Source organism: Mucilaginibacter sp. McL0603, assembly GCF_049992945.1.
GTDB lineage: Bacteria > Bacteroidota > Bacteroidia > Sphingobacteriales > Sphingobacteriaceae > Mucilaginibacter.
Genome location: NZ_CP188251.1, coordinates 2094764 through 2111674, shown reverse-complemented (window position 1 = coordinate 2111674; position 16911 = coordinate 2094764). Strand labels below are relative to the sequence as shown.

Genomic DNA, 16911 nt, shown 5'->3' with positions numbered 1-16911 from the left:
CTGAATACCAATTATAAAAATATGGTTGATATTGAAACCGCGCGGCAAATTGCTTTATCCTTACCCGAGACGGAAGAGTATGATCATTTTGGTCGTAATGCATTCAAAATAAAAGATAAAAGAACCTTTGCTTCTTTATGGCCTTCTGAGCAACGCATGATGGTTCAACTGTCACTCATTGATCAGTCGGTGTTCAATTCTTTTGATCCTGCTATATTTTACCCTGTTCCCAATAAATGGGGACTTAAGGGCGCCACTTTCATCGAACTCTCCAAAGTACGCCCGGATATGCTGCAGGATGCCATACATACAGCCTGGCAAAATGCATCTGTAAAAACTTCAAAAAGTTAAAGATTAAATATATCTACGTTATACAACCACTATAGCCCTGCTTATTTAATTTTCCAGTGAGGGCAAGGTGCAATATATTTTTAGCCATATTTATTCAAAATGAATATTCACGTATTGCACCTAAGGCGCAAAAATCATTTTACTATTCTTCTACCAACATTTAGCTCCAAGGGGAGCAGCTTTTCTGGAGAAATATAGATATGGGTACACGGTTTGTCTGTGACGAGTGCTTAATATGGTTTAGCGATTGCATCGCAACCTACTTCACAATCTTTCCCAAAACCTCTTCCCTTAAATACTTACTCACCGGCACCTGGTAGCTTTGCACATGGAGTGTATTACCCTCGATGGAGTCGATCTTATCCTTTGCCACTACATAAGATTTATGACTTTGGATAAACTGGTTTCCCGGCAGCTTCTCAAGCAGCGACTTGATGGTAGCATGGGTGATGATCTTTTTATTTTCGAGATAAATGGCCACGTAGTTTTCCATACCTTCAATAAATAAGATATCGGCAAAAGTGATCTTTTCAAGTTTGCCATTTGCTTTCACAAAAATATAAGGGGCGATGTTATTTGGCTGTTCCCTGATCGCGAAATAATCCCTGGCTTTCCATGCAGCTTTCAGGAAGCGATCATAGGATATCGGCTTCAACAAATAATCCATCACATCCAGCTCGAACCCTTGTATAGCGTAATGCTCAAATGCAGTGGTAAATATTACTTTAGGTGGATTACGCAAAGCTCTTAAAAATTCAACACCTGTGATGTGCGGCATTTGTATATCGAGGAAAAGCAGATCGACCGGCTGCTGTTGCAGCATATTACTCAATTGCAATGCATCTTCGCAAGTACCTTTCAGATCAAGAAACTCGATCTTCTCTACATAACCCTGCAAACCTTTTCGTGCAAAAGGCTCATCGTCAGTAATAATGCAACTGATCTTATCGCTCATATTCTAGGGTTAATTCTGCTTTAAAATGATTGCCGCAGTTCTCTAAATTTAATGAATGCTTGCCGGGATAAAGCAAGTCGAGCCTGCGCTTCAGGTTTTCAAGTCCGATGCCTCCGGCTTTTGGTTCAGTCTGCTTTATTTGGGGCACTGAGTTTTCGACCTTAAACTCGATGTGCCCATTTTCAACCTTGGCCGCAACCAGCATTTCATAATCGCCGCCAACAAACTTAAAGGCGTTCTCAACCAACGGCAAAAGAAGTAAAGGATAAACCAGTTGGCCATTCAATTGCTTGTCAAAGTCGACCTTTAGTTTTAGCTTATCGGTACTGCGTATCTTTTGCAGTTCGATAAAGCTTTGAAGGTATTCTATCTCCTGCATCACAGGCACTTGTTTTTGCTGATCATATAGCTGATAACGCAACAGCTCTGAAAATTTCTCTATACTCCGTTTTGCGCCTTCTTTATCTTCATCCATCTGGAAATAAATAGTATTAAGCGCGTTAAACAAAAAATGCGGATGATACTGCGCCTTCAAAAATTTCAGCTCCGTTTCCAAATGCTCGTTGGTTACTTTTTCCAGCTGAACTTTATTATCTACATAAGCCCTTAACCACGAACTGCTCCGGGCTATGCCATAATAAACAATTGCATATAAAGTCGGGATCATATTAATGTCAGCCACATCAGCCCAGGATATGTACCATGGTTTCCAGTCCAGGTGCAGCGACATATCCATCGGAACGAACACTATATTTACCAATACTAGATTTGCACCTATCAATATCGAAAGTTCCCTTACCACGCCCCGGTAGCTTAACTGTACCGGCCAGCGCCTGTCGTAATATTTAAAAAGCCATTCAAAAAGCGATATCGCTATATATCCTACTATTATAGTGCAAGCCACTTCGACCGCATTGATATAAAAATGCCTTTCCCAAAAATGCTCGCCAACGTCCGTATCGTGTAGCAGCCTGATGGTAGCGTATACCAACAGGCCGTACACAGCAGGGAATATATATTTCTGAAAGAATTTCATATCGTTAAATTACTATTTTATGCCGAAAGCACTATAACAGGTTTCACTTCATCCTCATTCTCTACTTTCATCACTGGTTTAGGTTTAGGCTTATCCTTAGGCTTCATCCCAAATAAAAACCGGGTTAATGCATAAGGTCGTATCAACAAATGATAAATCAGCACACTTACAAAGAAGGTGATCCCAACGGTATAAATATACTTGGATAAAATACTCTCATTAGGCACCTGAACGATATAATAAACTATCAGCACGATCACCGTTTGATGCAGGATATAGAATGGATATACAGCCTGGTTGAGGTAATTCAAAATCTTATGCGTGCGGTTCAGGTAATGTTTGCCATATCCCACTAATGCCAGTACCCATCCCCAGGCAATTGTTGGCCTTAATGCTATAAACAAATAGTTGAATACGCCATCGTGAAATGGCCAATTAATATACCCGGGTTCAACCTTATTCCAACGCATATATTCCCACATCATCAGGCTTAAAAAACCGATGGTCAATGCAAAACGACGGTTGCGTTCCAGGCTGTCCATTAGCTTAGGTTGCAGTATAAAGATAAATCCTGCCAATAGGAATAATAACCAGTAAACGAAGTAGCAGCCGTCATGTATCAGGTCATTGGTTTCGGGCAAGTCCTGGCTCAGCAAAGCAAACCAGATAATTCCGGGCAACATCAGCAGATAAACCCATTTGCCTTTGGCTAATGCAGCAAGTTTCTCTTTAAATCCGTCACTTTTAGGCGATATCAGCCACGCAAACATTGGTGCAAATATCAAATCGTAAATAAACAGGTAAGCGATGAACCAAAGGTGATGCCAGCTAAAACTGCCGCCCTTTGGATATGGGACAAATTTAAATACACTTGGATACCAGTCTAAAAAGCTGCCTTGGTATCCATGCGCCAATCTTTCCATATAGATCTGCGGCGGAACAATAATGAATATGCCCACCAAAAGCGGTATGAACAGCCTGCGGAAGCGTAAACCGATGAAGCTTAAAGTAGATCGCCGCTGCATCATGTAAAAGCTTACTGTACCCGAAATGAAAAAGAGCAGCGGCATGCGAAAAAGGTGCAAAAAATGGTTCGATTCCATCATCAGGTTGCTGGTCTCGTGGTTCTTGATATGCCAGCCATCCTCGGCCACATAGGGCATTGCCGAATGAAAAAATAGCACACCCAGTATGGATATTATTCTTAACCAATCCAGGTAAGTTTGTCGTTGTGAGGTTTCCATTGTTGTGATTTTTATGTAAAGGAACCACCGATACCCCGATTGGAAAAAATCTTTTGACCACCGGACGATTTCCGTTGACCTATGGACAGATAACTATACTTTTTTACTCCTTATTATTGTAACATTTTTTGAGTCCGCATAGTCTGATTTACAAATAGTACTGATTTCCAAACCTTAAGGTATATGAAACTAAAAAACTTGCCCTGGATACCATTTGCTTTTTTTGCTATCGCGATAGGTTTATACCCGCTTGTGTATTATTTTACAGATATGCATGGCAAGGGATTATGGTCGAGCAAAACCAAAGAATTATTGGAAAACGTGGTATGGCATACTGCATTTTATATCCATATCACTTTTGGCGGTATAGCACTGTTAACCGGGTGGACACAGTTTAGCAAGAATTTGCGCAACCGGTACCTGAATACGCACCGCACGATAGGAAAGATCTATGTTGGCTCTGTAATGCTGAGCAGTATAGCCGGTTTTTATATCGCCCTGTTCGCCACCGGTGGCATTGCTTGTACCCTGGGCTTCGGCACGCTAGCTGTTATTTGGTTTTATACCATTATGAGAGCCTATACCAGCATACTTAAAAGAGACATCAAACAGCACGAAAACTGGATGATACGCAACTATGCCCTCACCTTTGCAGCAGTTACCCTACGCATATACATGCCTTTATTGCAGTTCGGGGTATTTCACGGCGATTTCCTCCCGGGTTATCGTATTATATCCTGGCTGTCATGGGTGCCAAACCTGCTCATTGCTGAACTTATTATCAGGAAAAGAGTGCAAACACTTGTGCCGTCGCCCGTTAAATAACAAAGCCAAGCACTCTCTGGCTTGGCTATGTATTTCAAACAGGCTTCTCGTTATCCGGCCAAGTGGTACACTTAGTCGGGCCGGTTTATTGGTTTGAAGTAAACACCTTCACATAGTCAACATACATTGTCCCGGATTGTATACTAGCTGGATTCAGGGTCCCATAAAACCAGCCCCCAACAGGTACAGTTAACGAAAGAATCTGTGATGTACCAAAAAGATTACTTACGTGGTTGTCTGTGGTTTTCATTTCAACCAAATTTCCGTCAAGGTAGGAATTAAGTGAATTTTGCGTCCACTCCATAGTGTACACATGGTAACAAGCCGAGAGGTCCACTGTAGCAGGATTATATAAAAGACTACCAGTAACCAAACTTTTACCAGGCGTTGTACCATATGAATAGTCAGTTGAATACATGTTGGTAGTGTTGCCTTGTGCTTCGACGCAATCGATTTCGCCGGTTGTAGGCCATACCCCGGTACCGTAGGTCCAGAACCACGAAGTAACCCCATAGCCCGTGGCTATTTTTATCCTTGCAACCAGGCGAACCCTTGGCGTCGTACTATTAGCTGAAAAAGATTGCTTTGAGGTAAGCCACGCCGAAGTAAAATCAAACGTTGCAGTAGTATCATTACCTATTGTCTTTGGCCCGGTAACCGTCTCACGCTTTGCTGTGATTTGCAAAGCCCCATTCACTATTTGTGCGTTTGCCGGTTCATTACACTGTAATGCACCGTGCATCCCGCCATTCAGGACGTGCCAGTTTGAAAGATCTCCTGTAAATTCATCATCGAAGGCTTTTTTCCAGCCGTGATTAGTTAGGGTAGTGTCGCTAACATCAAAATCACAAGTCGCTGCTGTTGTATGCGGGTTTATTTTCATGGTGTTAACGGGTACGTTATCATTATTCTTACCGGTATTCCCGATACCCGGCTTACTGCAACTGCCTAAAGCTACCAACCCTGTGATAGCTATAACGAAATAAAGTTTAGTTTGGACTGACATGGTAAATTTATTTAATTTTTTAAATACACAATCGAGTTGTACGGCTACACATATCTAAGAATCATGCCACAACGCCATTATCGTTAACGATCTGGCTGCGGGGCCTGGCAGGCGCCGTGCCACATTCCGCCAACATTTTGAAGTGTGGCAATTTTTCCCAAAATTTTCACACACAACTGCCCCATTAGACAGAATTTATAATTAGGAGTATACGAAAGATTGAGTAGACTACTCCTTTAACTGGTGATGAAGTTAAAACTTATACGTCACCCCCGCTCCAAATATCTGCTTCACCTGGAAAAGTGAATGATACGTCTGTACGCCATTTGTTGTTACAGGTATCTGCGCATTCGGATCGTTGATCATTTCAACTCCGGCATTTACAGTAACTATCTTGTTTACCCGCATAAACAGGTTCAATGTGTAATCCATATAAACATTAGTCGGGTTTTTCAGGTAGTTTTCGTACAATTTCAATATATTTTCAAGCGATATATTTTTGGCTACACTAAACTTATAGTATGCATCTAATGAAGAACCAAACTCAAACAGGCTCTTGTGGCCCGGCAATACGCCGTATGATCCAATGGCGGATAATGAATCATTATGCATAAATGTAAAACGTGCCGCTGCAGGCGAAAAATTCACCCTCAGGCTATCATTCTTTTTATAAGCAAAACCAGGCCCAAAGGTGAGGTAAGCCGGTGCAAACGGAGCTGATATCAGTGTACGGCTGCCATCATCATTGTAAGTATACCCTTTGGTAAACTGTGATTGGAAGTTTCCATAAAACGTATACAGCCAGTATTTGGCTGCCTTATAACCCAATAAGCTGTTGAGTATAATACGGTCATCGTTCTTACGCCAGCCGGTATTATTCTGTTCACTAAGGCCATAACCTAATATTGCCTTGTTGTCCCAACTCCATTTATCTCTTTTATAATTAAAATCATAATTCAGGTTGATATTGCCGGCAAAGGCATTTGTACCACCTGCTGCCCAATGCGTAAAAGAACTTTGGTTGAGCAGCAAAGTATTCTCTCCGTGGATGGTCCAGATCCTGGTAGTATCTTTTGCAGGGGTGGCCGGCGCCTGTGCATAGCCGGCGATGCTTCCACATAAAAGCATCAAAAAAAGTAAAGCGTTTTTCATAGGGTAATTTTTTTAGGTGAACTAGGTTATTTTAATTAAGTAAATGATAAACACAAAGTTGTGAATTTTAACTAGTGAACAAACGATTGAAGCACAAAATCTGTTTTAATAGAAAAAATATTATAATTAAGAAAAATACATTGCCATTATCAAAATAATAATTGGCTTTCTTTTGGAATTACACAATAAATAGTATCTTACATTAAAATTAATTTAACATCCGTTTCACCCCAAATTATTTTTTATGAAGAAATATTTACTCTTATTTATTACCATTCTCTTATGTAGCAGCAAATTTGTATTTGCGCAAAACATAACTGTAAAAGGCACCATTACCGATGCCGCAACCAAAGAGAAGCTAATTGGCGTAACTGTTTTGGTAAAGGGCACCAGCCAGGGCACCGCTACCGACGCTAACGGCCAGTTTTCCATTTCTGCTTCACCAAACGCCATTTTGGTTGTCAACTACACCGGGTATAAAAAGCTTGAAGTACCTGTAGCCAGTCAAACCAGCTTAACCATTCAATTGGAAAATGACGTGAACCAACTAAATGAAGTTGTATTGGTCGGTACAAGGTCTGCTGGCAGAGTAAAGCTTGAAACTCCGGTACCCGTTGACGTGGTGAACGTAGCCAAAAATGCAACCACTACAGGCCGTTTGGATCTTACCGACATCCTGAATTACGCCGCCCCATCCTTTAATTACAATAAACAATCAGGATCGGACGGCGCCGACCACGTTGAGCTGGGTACATTAAGAGGTCTCGGCCCCGATCAAACCCTGGTGCTGATCAATGGCAAACGCAGGCATTCCACTGCATTTGTTTCTGTATTTGGCACACGTGGCCGTGGTAACTCAGGCGTCGACCTAAGCTCTATCCCGGTTTCGTCCATTGACAGGGTCGAAATTCTTCGCGATGGTGCATCTGCCCAATACGGTTCGGATGCAATAGCGGGGGTTATTAACATCATTCTAAAGAAAAACGTTAACCAGTTAACTGTGAATGTGGGTGCATCGGGTTATGATGATCCTGCTTACAACAGTCGCGATGCTGTTGCACAAGGCCAGTACCCGCACGGCGGCGCAATTGACGGCAAAGCGATCACAATAGATGCTAACTATGGTATCGCTATAGGTAAAAATAATGGCTTCATCAATTTCACCGTTAACTACGATGCCAATGGAAAAACTTTCAGGCAAACACATGATACAGCCTACTCCAATCCAAATGCTTTACCGCTAAATACGGTGAGACGCGCCAATGGTGACGGTTCTGCTCAAAGTATCAATGCTTTCTTCAACTCCGAAATACCACTTGCCGGCACACGCACAACTTTTTATAGTTTTGGCGGCTACAGCTATAAATTATCTGATGATTATGCCTTTAGCCGTAATTTTTCGGGCGCACCCGGTCGTTTCCCTACCGATGCGGGCGGCAACCTGATACCTGTTTCAGGCATCATCTTTAACACTCCTGATGGTGACAGCTATTACAACCCCATCATAGAAACACACAATACGGATGCATCTCTTGCATTGGGCTTAAAAGGCACTTTAGGGAAGGATGTAGATTGGGACCTGAGTAATACACTGGGTAACAACACCTTCCATTTTTATGGCGAAAAAACCTTTAATGCTTCATTAGGCGCTACGCAAACTCATTTTTATGACGGCGGCCCGCAGTTCCTGCAAAATACTACCGACCTGAACTTTAACAAGCACTATAAAGATATCATGGCCGGCTTTAACGTAGGTGCAGGTGCCGAGTATCGCTACGAGCGTTACCAGATAAAACCGGGTGAACCTGGTTCTTATATGAACTATGATACGTTGAAAGCTACCGGCTCACAAGGTTTCCCGGGCTATCAACCAAATGATGCTACGACAGCTCATCGCAATGTTGTGGGTATTTACCTTGACCTGGAAGCTGACATAACCAAAGAATGGCTGGTAGATTTTGCAAACCGCCTGGAGCATTACAGCGATTTTGGCTATAATTTAAGTACCAAATTAGCTACCCGCTATAAAATTACCGACAATTTTAATATCCGCGGTTCAATAGGAACAGGCTACCGTGCACCATCATTGCAACAGATCAATTACAGCTCGTCATACACCAATGTGCAAGGCACTTTGATAACCGAAGTTAAAATAGCTCCTAATTACAGCCCGATAACAAAGGCGGCGGGTATTCCCACCCTGAAACAGGAAAAATCAAAAAACTACGGGCTGGGATTCACCTTCAGGCCTGTATCTGAGTTAAGTTTCACTGTTGACGGATATATTATAAAGGTGACCGACCGCGTAGTACTGTCGGGTCAGTTCAGTCCAAAAAATACTGACCTTGACCCTGCATTTATAGACACATTAAATGCGTTGAAAGTAGGCCAGGCACAGTTTTTCGCTAATGCGGCAAATACTACTAACATGGGTGTAGATGTGGTGATAGAGTATAATAAAACCGTGGGCGATAATCATTACAAATTGTTATTCGCAGGCAACTTTCAGCACATGACGATTGACCAGATCAACTATCCACCGAAATTGAGCGCAACTGACCAATTGAGGCAAACCTTCCTGAGCGACCGTGAACAAAAGTTCATCCTTGCATCCGCCCCTCCGGAAAAACTAACCCTTAATCCTGAGTATGGACATAAAAAATTCTCTGTCGGCACAAGGTTCACTTATTTTGGCAAGATAGACCTGCTGGGCTATGGCGAAAACGGTGATGGCATACATCCTGTGGTACCTTTGGATGCCGATCCGAATACTACAGTACCTGATGAATATATCTACAGCGGCAAAGTAGTAAGCGATATTTATTTCGGCTATAAAGTGAACAAAACAGTACACTTCTCATTAGGATGCGACAATATATTTAATGTTCATCCTAATCTTGGCGTTGTTTTGGCTGCAAAAGGTGGCTGGTCCTACAACAATGAAACCGGTGGCCCTGCCGATGCCGTACAAATGGGCAATAATGGCAGGCGCTTTTTTGTGCGTGCCGGGTTTACTTTCTAACTATACCTAAAATTATTATAATGAAAGCCGCCCTGGTATGCACCGGGGCGGCTTTTTCATTGATCATATTTTGATTCCGCTTACTTTGCAACCAGCTCAATATGATACGCCTGTATCAGCGCAGGGTTTTCGGGAGTGAGCGTAAAGCTAATTTTGATATTTGCCTTTTCGCCATAAATCATAAAATAACCACGCAATTGATTTTCCGGTACTACATCACCAACAGGCCTAATTGGCACACCGGCTTTGGCGAATATTTCTGCAGCTTCAGCCTTTAACTTATCCGGAAAGTAATCCATAAAAAAATTCTGTGCAAATATGCCGCTTGCTTGCGCATTATTCCAATCGGGCAATAGTTTTAACAATTCATCCCGGCGTTGTAGCAGAATAGCTGATGGTGGCAATTGGCGTGGCTTTACGCCTGAGAGCCTAAGGAGGGTATCAGCAACCTGAATGTTTACTGTTCCGGCATTAGAATAGGTGAGGTTAGCAAAGCTGATCACACCGATACCATATTCTGGATAGATCGTCCATTCACTGCCAAAGCCGGGCAAACCTCCTGTATGCCCTATTGCTGTCATGCCGTCCACATATCTCCTCCAGCGCAGGCCGTAACAATAGGCCGATGCAAAAGGATAAGGCCTGCCCGTTGTCGTTTTATTGTTCGGACTAAACCCATTTACATCCCAGGGATATTGCATCTCGCGGATAGAGCTTCTTTTTACCGGCCCGGTTTCAGCATCATCGCGTGGCGGCCATGCAGATAAATGGAGCGCTACATATTTGCTAAAATCTTCTATCGTTGTGATCATCCCGCCCATAGCACCATATGAGCCATCATGCAGCATAGGTTGCTCCACCCATTGGTTATCTATCCAGCGGTAGCCATGCGCCAGCAGTTCTTTGGGGACTTTATCATACTCATAGTAAGTATGTGTCATACCCAAAGGCTTCAAAATATTTTCAGTGATGTATTCCTGGTATGATTTACCTGATACCTTTTTGATGATATAGCCCAACGTAGCAAACCCCAGATTGCTGTACTCATAACCCAAACCCGGATCATTGGAAAATGACACTCCCTTTTTATACAGGTCAATCAGTTCCTGATCAGTATTGGCCAATTGCCTGTCGCCCCATGGATTATCTTCCGGGAAACCTGCCGAGTGCGTAAGCAAATTGCGTATGGTGATTGGCGAAGCATCTTTGGTCAAATATTTTATCTCTTTCATCTCTGGGATATACAAATACGCCGGGTCATCCAATTTCAGTTTTCCTTCATCGCGCAGCTTCAGTATCGCCATTGCGGTAAAGCTTTTACTCATAGATGCTATACGGAAATCAGATTGCGAAGTGGCCAAAGTTTTATCCTTCAGATCAGTATATCCTACGCTGCCGCTATGTATCAGTTTACCATCTACCACAATCCCATATACCAGCCCCGGAAAATGATTTTGTTCAGCATAATCCTTATATATCTTATCGATAACAGGGTAAGTGGCTTCGATCCTTTTCAGCCTGGCCGAATCGGTAAAAACCGGTGGTTTGTAGGTTTGAGCGAATAGGATTGATGAATAAAGAGAAAGAAAGGCAATGCCGATCGACCTGATAAAAATTGAACTTTGCTTCATAAATGGACTGTGAGTATTACATATTTACTAAAATTTCGCAATATCAGATATCTAACCATCTCATTAATAATAAGCATCCCATAGCTTATTCCTGAATTTATTATCCGGATCAAGCTTCTTCTTTAATTTAAAAAACTCGTTATAATCCGGATAAGCTTTCATAAACTGGTCTCTTGTAGCATATATCTGATAGGGCAAATAATAAGTACCATTACAAGTCAGCACTGCACCTGTTAATTGCTGTGTCCAACTTTTAACCTTATCTCTATCTCGTTCGGATGTTCCTTGTTTATAGTATAAAACAAATGCAAATACTTCTGTCCTTGCCCACGCAAGAGTTGACCCGGGGTCTTTATTGGCGTGCCTGATAGATATATTGATAACGTTGACTTTGTTTTGTTTTAATACTCCAGTCATTAAAGGATAAAACTGATCAAAGTTATCAACCGGAACAAAATACTCTTGTAACACATAAGTCGATTTCTTTCTCGACTTGGGTTCTAATTCATAAACATCATAACTAGCTTCATAATTTCGCCACTCTACCGGGTTGTTTCGATATATTACCGGGTCGAGAATATGTTGCCTTATCCATTTACCTGATGGGTGTTCTGAAATAAATTGATATGCGAATTTGTCAAAACCATAGCTATTATTTATTGGCTTAAGTCTGTACGGGACTGTTGCAGCTTTATCGGTTTTGATATAGGAGACAGCCCTTACCTTTTTATAGCTATTGGGATAAAAATCTGCATTGTGAAAGATAACAGTTGTATCATTGTGTATACGGTTAAAAAAATAAGCCTTATATTCTGTAACTGACATTACAGAATCTTTTCTCAATACCTTGCAATCATCAGTAAGTGAAAGCGTGGCTTCAACAATAACACCTAAACCACCATAACCTCCAATAGCCCCATAAAATAAATCTTTATTTACAACCGGACTTGCAACAAGCATATCACCATTTGCCAATACAACTTTTATTTGTTTAACCGACAGAATCAGTGGCCCTTGTCCGACATACCTGCCATGGACATTTACACTAAGCGACCCGCCGACAGTGAAATTAGCATAGGTCTGCATAATTTTAACCGATAAATTACAAGTGTCTATATATTCTTGTATTTTTCTCCAGGTAATGCCTGTTTGCACGGTAATTTCCTTTTCAGCCTTTGAAAAAGCTAATACCTGATTGAATTTACGCATATCAATTTGCAAAGCGTTCTCTGTTGCAGTTTGGCCACCCATACTGTAACGGCCACCTCCTATTGAAATTGGCCCTTTATGAGTTTTCACTGCTTCTATTATTTCCTGATTTGTTGTTGGGGCGATTATGGAACTTACCTTTATCGGGTTTAATTGTGTTATGTCATTTACAATTATTGAATTATCCTGCGCAATAGCCTGAAAAGAAGCAAGGTTGATAAATGCAACAATAAAGTATATTGCAATTTTGTGAAGCAGTTTATTCATTTATAAATGTGACACATTTGTTTAGACACTGCAATTTATCATTTCAATTGCAATTTAACTGTTGACTAAAGCAAAAAATGAATAAGGATATCGAAAGTAGTTATTCACCCCTCCAAAGGCAAATCAAAATAAAAGGTAGAGCCTTCGCCGAGCTTACTTTCCACACCTAATTTACCATTGTGGGTATTGACGATCTCTGATGAAATATACAGACCCATACCCAGCCCGCTGGTCATGTTCTTTTTATCCTCTACACGATAAAAACGTTCAAATATTTTGAACTGCTGTTCCTCAGATAAGCCTATGCCAAAATCGGTGACGGACACCCGTACCCAATTCTCGTATTTCCGGGTCTTTACGATCACCCGTTTGCTGCCTTGCGAATATTTAATAGCATTATTGATCAGGTTCATTAATACTTGTTCAAGGCGTTCTGAGTTGCCCTTTACCATGTAGTCTGTGCAATTATCTACTTCGAAAGTATATGAAGGGTTCATGTGTACAGAGTTTTCAACACAGGCATCCGTTATGGTTCTTAAGTTAACCGTATCGATATTGTAATTTAAACGCCCCGCCTTTATTTTGCTTACATCCAGCAGGTCATCCACCAAAAACTGTAATTTCTTAATGGCAATATTTGCTTTGCCGATGTATTGTTTTATCATGACGGGCAGTTCGTCAGTTTTATGCATCGAGATCAACTGTAAATAGCCTTTCAGACTGGTTAAAGGCGTTTTCAGTTCGTGACTGGCGACACCAATAAACTCATCCTTGCGCTCCAGTTCTCTTTTTTGATCTTCAATATCAGTTGCAGTACCAACCCAAAAAGTAATTTCACCCTTTTCATTTTTCAGGGGCACGGCCCTGTTCAGGTGCCATCTGTACGTGCCATCCCTGCCCCGGCGGTAGCGGTTCTCGATCTCAAATATTTTACCTGTCCTTAATGATTCGATATACCTGGCAATGGTTTCTTCTACATCATCCGGATGCAATACAACCCGCCACGGCCATCCATTGGTCTCTTTGTAACTCAGTCCGGTGTATTCAAACCAGCGTTGGTTGTAAAAGTTAATGTCTCCGTTTGGCAGGTTTGTCCACGACATTTGAGTGATGTGATTGGCCAGCAATTTAAAATTCTCCCGGCTAACCAAAAGATCTTTTGTACGCTCTTTAACTGTTGTCTCCAGCTCATCGTTTTGCCGCACTGTTAGATTTTGTGCTGCTTCTAACTTTTCATTCTGAAGCTTGAGGAGCATCTGGCTGTCTTTTTGTATAGTGAGATCAGTGATTATCACACTAAGTGCAGCGCCTCCGTCCATTTCAAGCGCGGCAAATGAGCAAAGGCAACAGGTTAATTTGTCAAACCTGTCCTTTATAAATAATTCTTCCTTATTGTCTGTCCCCCAGCCTGCTTTGTTTAATTTATAATATTTCTTTTTTGACCCATCAGCCACAAAGGTTTCAAAAGGCACGCCGATTACTTTTTCGAGCGAACACTTTACCAAATTCGCAAAACTCGAATTACAATATAATATAAAGCCTTCCCTGTTAATGGTTACCGCACCTTCGCTCATTTTTTCAATAAAAACACGATAAGTGTGGTCAGAACTTTTTAAAGTATAAAGCTGGTGGCTGTTTTCATTTTTAACCACAAGCGCATCCACCTGGCCCGTGCGTATGGCCTCGATAGTATCGTTCGCTTCTTCCAGGCGCCATTGCAGCTCCTGGTTCTCGCTTAGTAATTGTTCGTATGATTTAGATGGTTCCACTATTAAGCTGAAAATTCTAACCCAAGTCCTTTCAGAACTTTTTCTTTGTTTGACATATCACCGATCAATCTTCGTTCCATTCCCGGTGCTTTTTTTATTAAAAGGGGTAAAGCAATAAGCTGCTCGCGCTCGGCAACTAGCGGCTGCTGATAAACATCAATAATTTCCAGTTCATACCGGTCTTTCAAATGCTCTTCGCAAATATTTTTCAGGTTTGATATGGCACGTGTTGAATTTGGCGAAGCACCTGTTACAAATAGCCGTAAAATAAAATCGGACTTAGGTTGATCCCCTGGGATATTTTGTACGGGCACTTCTTGTTTTTTTGTCATATCTATGTGTTAAGCGGCTTTATATTTAAGCCCACAAGCACCTTCTCTTCATTAGATAGGTCCCCTATTATTTTACGTATTGGCTCGGGTACTTTACGTACTAACGTTGGTATGGCTAAAATCTGATCACCTTCAGCCAGTTGCGGCTTTTCCAGTAAATCAATCACTTCTATTTTATACTGTCCTTTTAAATGTTCTTCACAATATCTCTTCAGATTTGTAAGCGCTTTAACTGATTTTTCTGTTTTCCCGGCAACATACAACCTTAACTCCCATTTCTTTTCCATTTCCATAAATTATTTCTTCCCGGATCTGGATTTAGCATCGCTCTCTCCCTTTCTAATACGTGTGATCTCCTGCCTTGTTTTCTCCGTCACCTGTTTTTTTAGTTCCTCCTGTAAATAAATTTTATTTAACTCTTCTTCTACCGATTCAAATTCGGTGTGTAAACTGGATATTTTTGCTTCCAGTACCTTGCGTTTCCTGCTCACCTCGCGGTCTTTTGCAATTATTGCATAATCCTGTAATGCAACGCCGGTTTCTTCTTTTATCATCTGTGCTTCACGGGCTGATCCTGTCAATATGCCGTCAGGGCCCAGATAAACGTCTACCAGGTCAAGTCCCTTATCTGTAATAATAAATTCCCTTACCTGGTTTGAATGTTTCATACCACGTGATTTCATAATATACATCCCCCGATTACGCTCGCCGTTAAACTCGATATCCCTTACCAGCAGCCAGGCATCTACTAATGATGATACGCCTTCGTCGGTTTGTTCATTCACAATATTATTTAAGGTGAGTGCCGTAAACATTACTGTAATTTGTTCTTCCTGCAAAAAGTCTATCAGGCGTATCAGCATTGATTTTACTTCGCTTACCGAGCCAACGGTTATCAGGTTGGTGATCGGATCAAGTATTACTACTTCGGGCTTAAAGTTTTTGATCAGCTTATATAAGGCAACCAAATGCATTTCGAGCCCATATAAGGTAGGTCTGGACGCATGAAATTTGAGCAAACCTTTTTTTACATGTTTGTCCAGGTCTACACTGATCGACTTCATGTTACGGATGATCTGGTTAGGTGATTCCTCAAATGCAAAATAAATACACTTTTTACCATCACTACAGGCCTGGTTTGCAAAATAAGCTGCCAAACTTGTTTTGCCTGTTCCGGCGGTACCAGAAACCAGCACGCTGCTGCCTTTGTAAAAACCATTGCCACCCAGCATGTGATCCAATGCTTTTATACCCGATGATATTCGCCCGGATGTTACCGCTTTTTCCAGTTTTAGGGAAGTAACCGGCAAAACCGAAATACCATCTTCATCTATAAGGAACGGGTATTCATTTGTACCATGTATTGAGCCACGGTATTTTACTATTCTGAGTCTTCTTGTAGATATCTGGTTGATGATGCGATGGTCAAGTAATATCACGCAATCTGATACATATTCTTCAAGCCCCTGCCGGGTTAATGATCCTTCGCCCCGCTCAGCTGTGATAATTGCTGTAACGCCTTTTTCCTTTAGCCAATGGAACAAGCGACGTAGTTCGGCACGCAAAACGGCCTGGTTGTTTAAGCCCGAAAATAAATTTTCGATGGTATCCAATACTACTCTTTTAGCTTTTATGCTATCAATAGCATAGCCCAATCTTATAAATAGTCCGTCCAGGTCATATTCCCCTGTTTCTTCAATTTCACTTTTTTCGATATGAACATGATCCAGCCTGATCATCTTGTCCTTTTGCAACTGTTCAAGATCAAACCCAAGTGATGCCACATTGATAGCCAATTCTTCGGCTTTTTCTTCAAATGCCATAAATACACCTGGCTCATTATAATTTAATGCACCTTTTACAATAAATTCTAACGACATCAATGTTTTACCGCATCCAGCGTCGCCAGCAACGAGTGTGGGACGCCCTTTAGGTAATCCTCCGCCGGTAATTTCATCCAATCCTGAAATACCGGTTGGGGTTTTTAATAATGCCGGGATATTATTACTTACTTTTTTTTGTTTTTTACTCGCACTCATAGGTGGTAACAATTGTAAAATATGTTTAGACGGATTATTTTGTAACTAAATTTCCTCTGATAAACCTATTATC

General features: G+C 41.4%; 14 protein-coding genes. 3 read left to right on the top strand and 11 right to left on the bottom strand.

Going from position 1 to position 16911, the window contains the following annotated elements; all coding sequences use genetic code 11:
- The first annotated feature begins 21 nt into the window (after nucleotides 1-21).
- Nucleotides 22-351: an MmcQ/YjbR family DNA-binding protein gene (locus ACPPVU_RS09840; RefSeq protein ID WP_426671527.1), complete on the top strand. Its 330-nt coding sequence runs from the start codon at nucleotides 22-24 to the stop codon at nucleotides 349-351.
- A 259-nt stretch (nucleotides 352-610) separates the two neighbouring features.
- Here the strand turns inward: ACPPVU_RS09840 and ACPPVU_RS09835 are convergent, their stop codons facing one another.
- The 3 genes from ACPPVU_RS09835 to ACPPVU_RS09825 are packed head-to-tail and all read right to left on the bottom strand — an operon-like array spanning nucleotide 611 to nucleotide 3586.
- A complete protein-coding gene (locus ACPPVU_RS09835) occupies nucleotides 611-1306 on the bottom strand; it encodes a LytR/AlgR family response regulator transcription factor (RefSeq protein ID WP_426671526.1) in 696 nt (231 codons plus the stop codon).
- Nucleotides 1296-2342 carry a sensor histidine kinase gene (locus ACPPVU_RS09830; RefSeq protein WP_426671525.1) on the bottom strand — a complete coding sequence of 349 codons (1047 nt, stop codon included), beginning with the start codon at nucleotides 2340-2342 and terminating at the stop codon, nucleotides 1296-1298. Before ACPPVU_RS09830 ends, ACPPVU_RS09835 begins: the two co-directional genes overlap by 11 nt.
- Nucleotides 2343-2359: 17 nt before the next feature.
- Nucleotides 2360-3586 (bottom strand): acyltransferase family protein, encoded by a 1227-nt coding sequence (locus tag ACPPVU_RS09825; RefSeq protein ID WP_426671524.1) that lies wholly within the window; start codon nucleotides 3584-3586, stop codon nucleotides 2360-2362.
- A gap of 183 nt (nucleotides 3587-3769) precedes the next feature.
- Between ACPPVU_RS09825 and ACPPVU_RS09820 the strand changes: the two genes are divergently transcribed.
- Nucleotides 3770-4411: a DUF2306 domain-containing protein gene (locus ACPPVU_RS09820; protein WP_426671523.1), complete on the top strand. Its 642-nt coding sequence runs from the start codon at nucleotides 3770-3772 to the stop codon at nucleotides 4409-4411.
- A gap of 85 nt (nucleotides 4412-4496) precedes the next feature.
- Here the strand turns inward: ACPPVU_RS09820 and ACPPVU_RS09815 are convergent, their stop codons facing one another.
- Together ACPPVU_RS09815 and ACPPVU_RS09810 are read right to left on the bottom strand one after the other, a co-directional pair.
- Complete coding sequence (locus ACPPVU_RS09815; protein ID WP_426671522.1) at nucleotides 4497-5417, bottom strand: glycoside hydrolase family 16 protein; 921 nt, start codon at nucleotides 5415-5417, stop codon at nucleotides 4497-4499.
- Nucleotides 5418-5669: 252 nt separating this feature from the next.
- A complete protein-coding gene (locus ACPPVU_RS09810) occupies nucleotides 5670-6569 on the bottom strand; it encodes a DUF3078 domain-containing protein (RefSeq protein ID WP_426671521.1) in 900 nt (299 codons plus the stop codon).
- Nucleotides 6570-6813: 244 nt separating this feature from the next.
- Between ACPPVU_RS09810 and ACPPVU_RS09805 the strand changes: the two genes are divergently transcribed.
- Nucleotides 6814-9591, top strand: coding sequence for a TonB-dependent receptor (locus ACPPVU_RS09805; protein WP_426671520.1), 2778 nt, complete (start codon nucleotides 6814-6816; stop codon nucleotides 9589-9591).
- 80 nt (nucleotides 9592-9671) lie between these two features.
- Here ACPPVU_RS09805 and ACPPVU_RS09800 read toward each other — a convergent pair whose 3' ends face one another.
- The 6 genes from ACPPVU_RS09800 to kaiC form a co-directional block, all read right to left on the bottom strand.
- On the bottom strand, nucleotides 9672-11222 hold the full coding sequence (locus ACPPVU_RS09800; protein ID WP_426671519.1) for a serine hydrolase domain-containing protein: 1551 nt from the start codon (nucleotides 11220-11222) through the stop codon (nucleotides 9672-9674).
- A gap of 63 nt (nucleotides 11223-11285) precedes the next feature.
- The gene (locus ACPPVU_RS09795; protein ID WP_426671518.1) at nucleotides 11286-12698 is read right to left on the bottom strand and encodes an FAD-binding protein; all 1413 of its coding nucleotides are present in this window, start codon (nucleotides 12696-12698) and stop codon (nucleotides 11286-11288) included.
- Nucleotides 12699-12802: 104 nt separating this feature from the next.
- Nucleotides 12803-14467: a PAS domain-containing sensor histidine kinase gene (locus tag ACPPVU_RS09790; protein WP_426671517.1), complete on the bottom strand. Its 1665-nt coding sequence runs from the start codon at nucleotides 14465-14467 to the stop codon at nucleotides 12803-12805.
- 2 nt (nucleotides 14468-14469) lie between these two features.
- The gene (locus ACPPVU_RS09785; protein WP_426671516.1) at nucleotides 14470-14799 is read right to left on the bottom strand and encodes a circadian clock KaiB family protein; all 330 of its coding nucleotides are present in this window, start codon (nucleotides 14797-14799) and stop codon (nucleotides 14470-14472) included.
- Nucleotides 14800-14801: 2 nt separating this feature from the next.
- Nucleotides 14802-15086 carry a circadian clock KaiB family protein gene (locus ACPPVU_RS09780; protein ID WP_426671515.1) on the bottom strand — a complete coding sequence of 95 codons (285 nt, stop codon included), beginning with the start codon at nucleotides 15084-15086 and terminating at the stop codon, nucleotides 14802-14804.
- A gap of 9 nt (nucleotides 15087-15095) precedes the next feature.
- Nucleotides 15096-16838 carry a circadian clock protein KaiC gene (kaiC, locus tag ACPPVU_RS09775; protein WP_426671514.1) on the bottom strand — a complete coding sequence of 581 codons (1743 nt, stop codon included), beginning with the start codon at nucleotides 16836-16838 and terminating at the stop codon, nucleotides 15096-15098.
- Nucleotides 16839-16911: the final 73 nt, after the last annotated feature.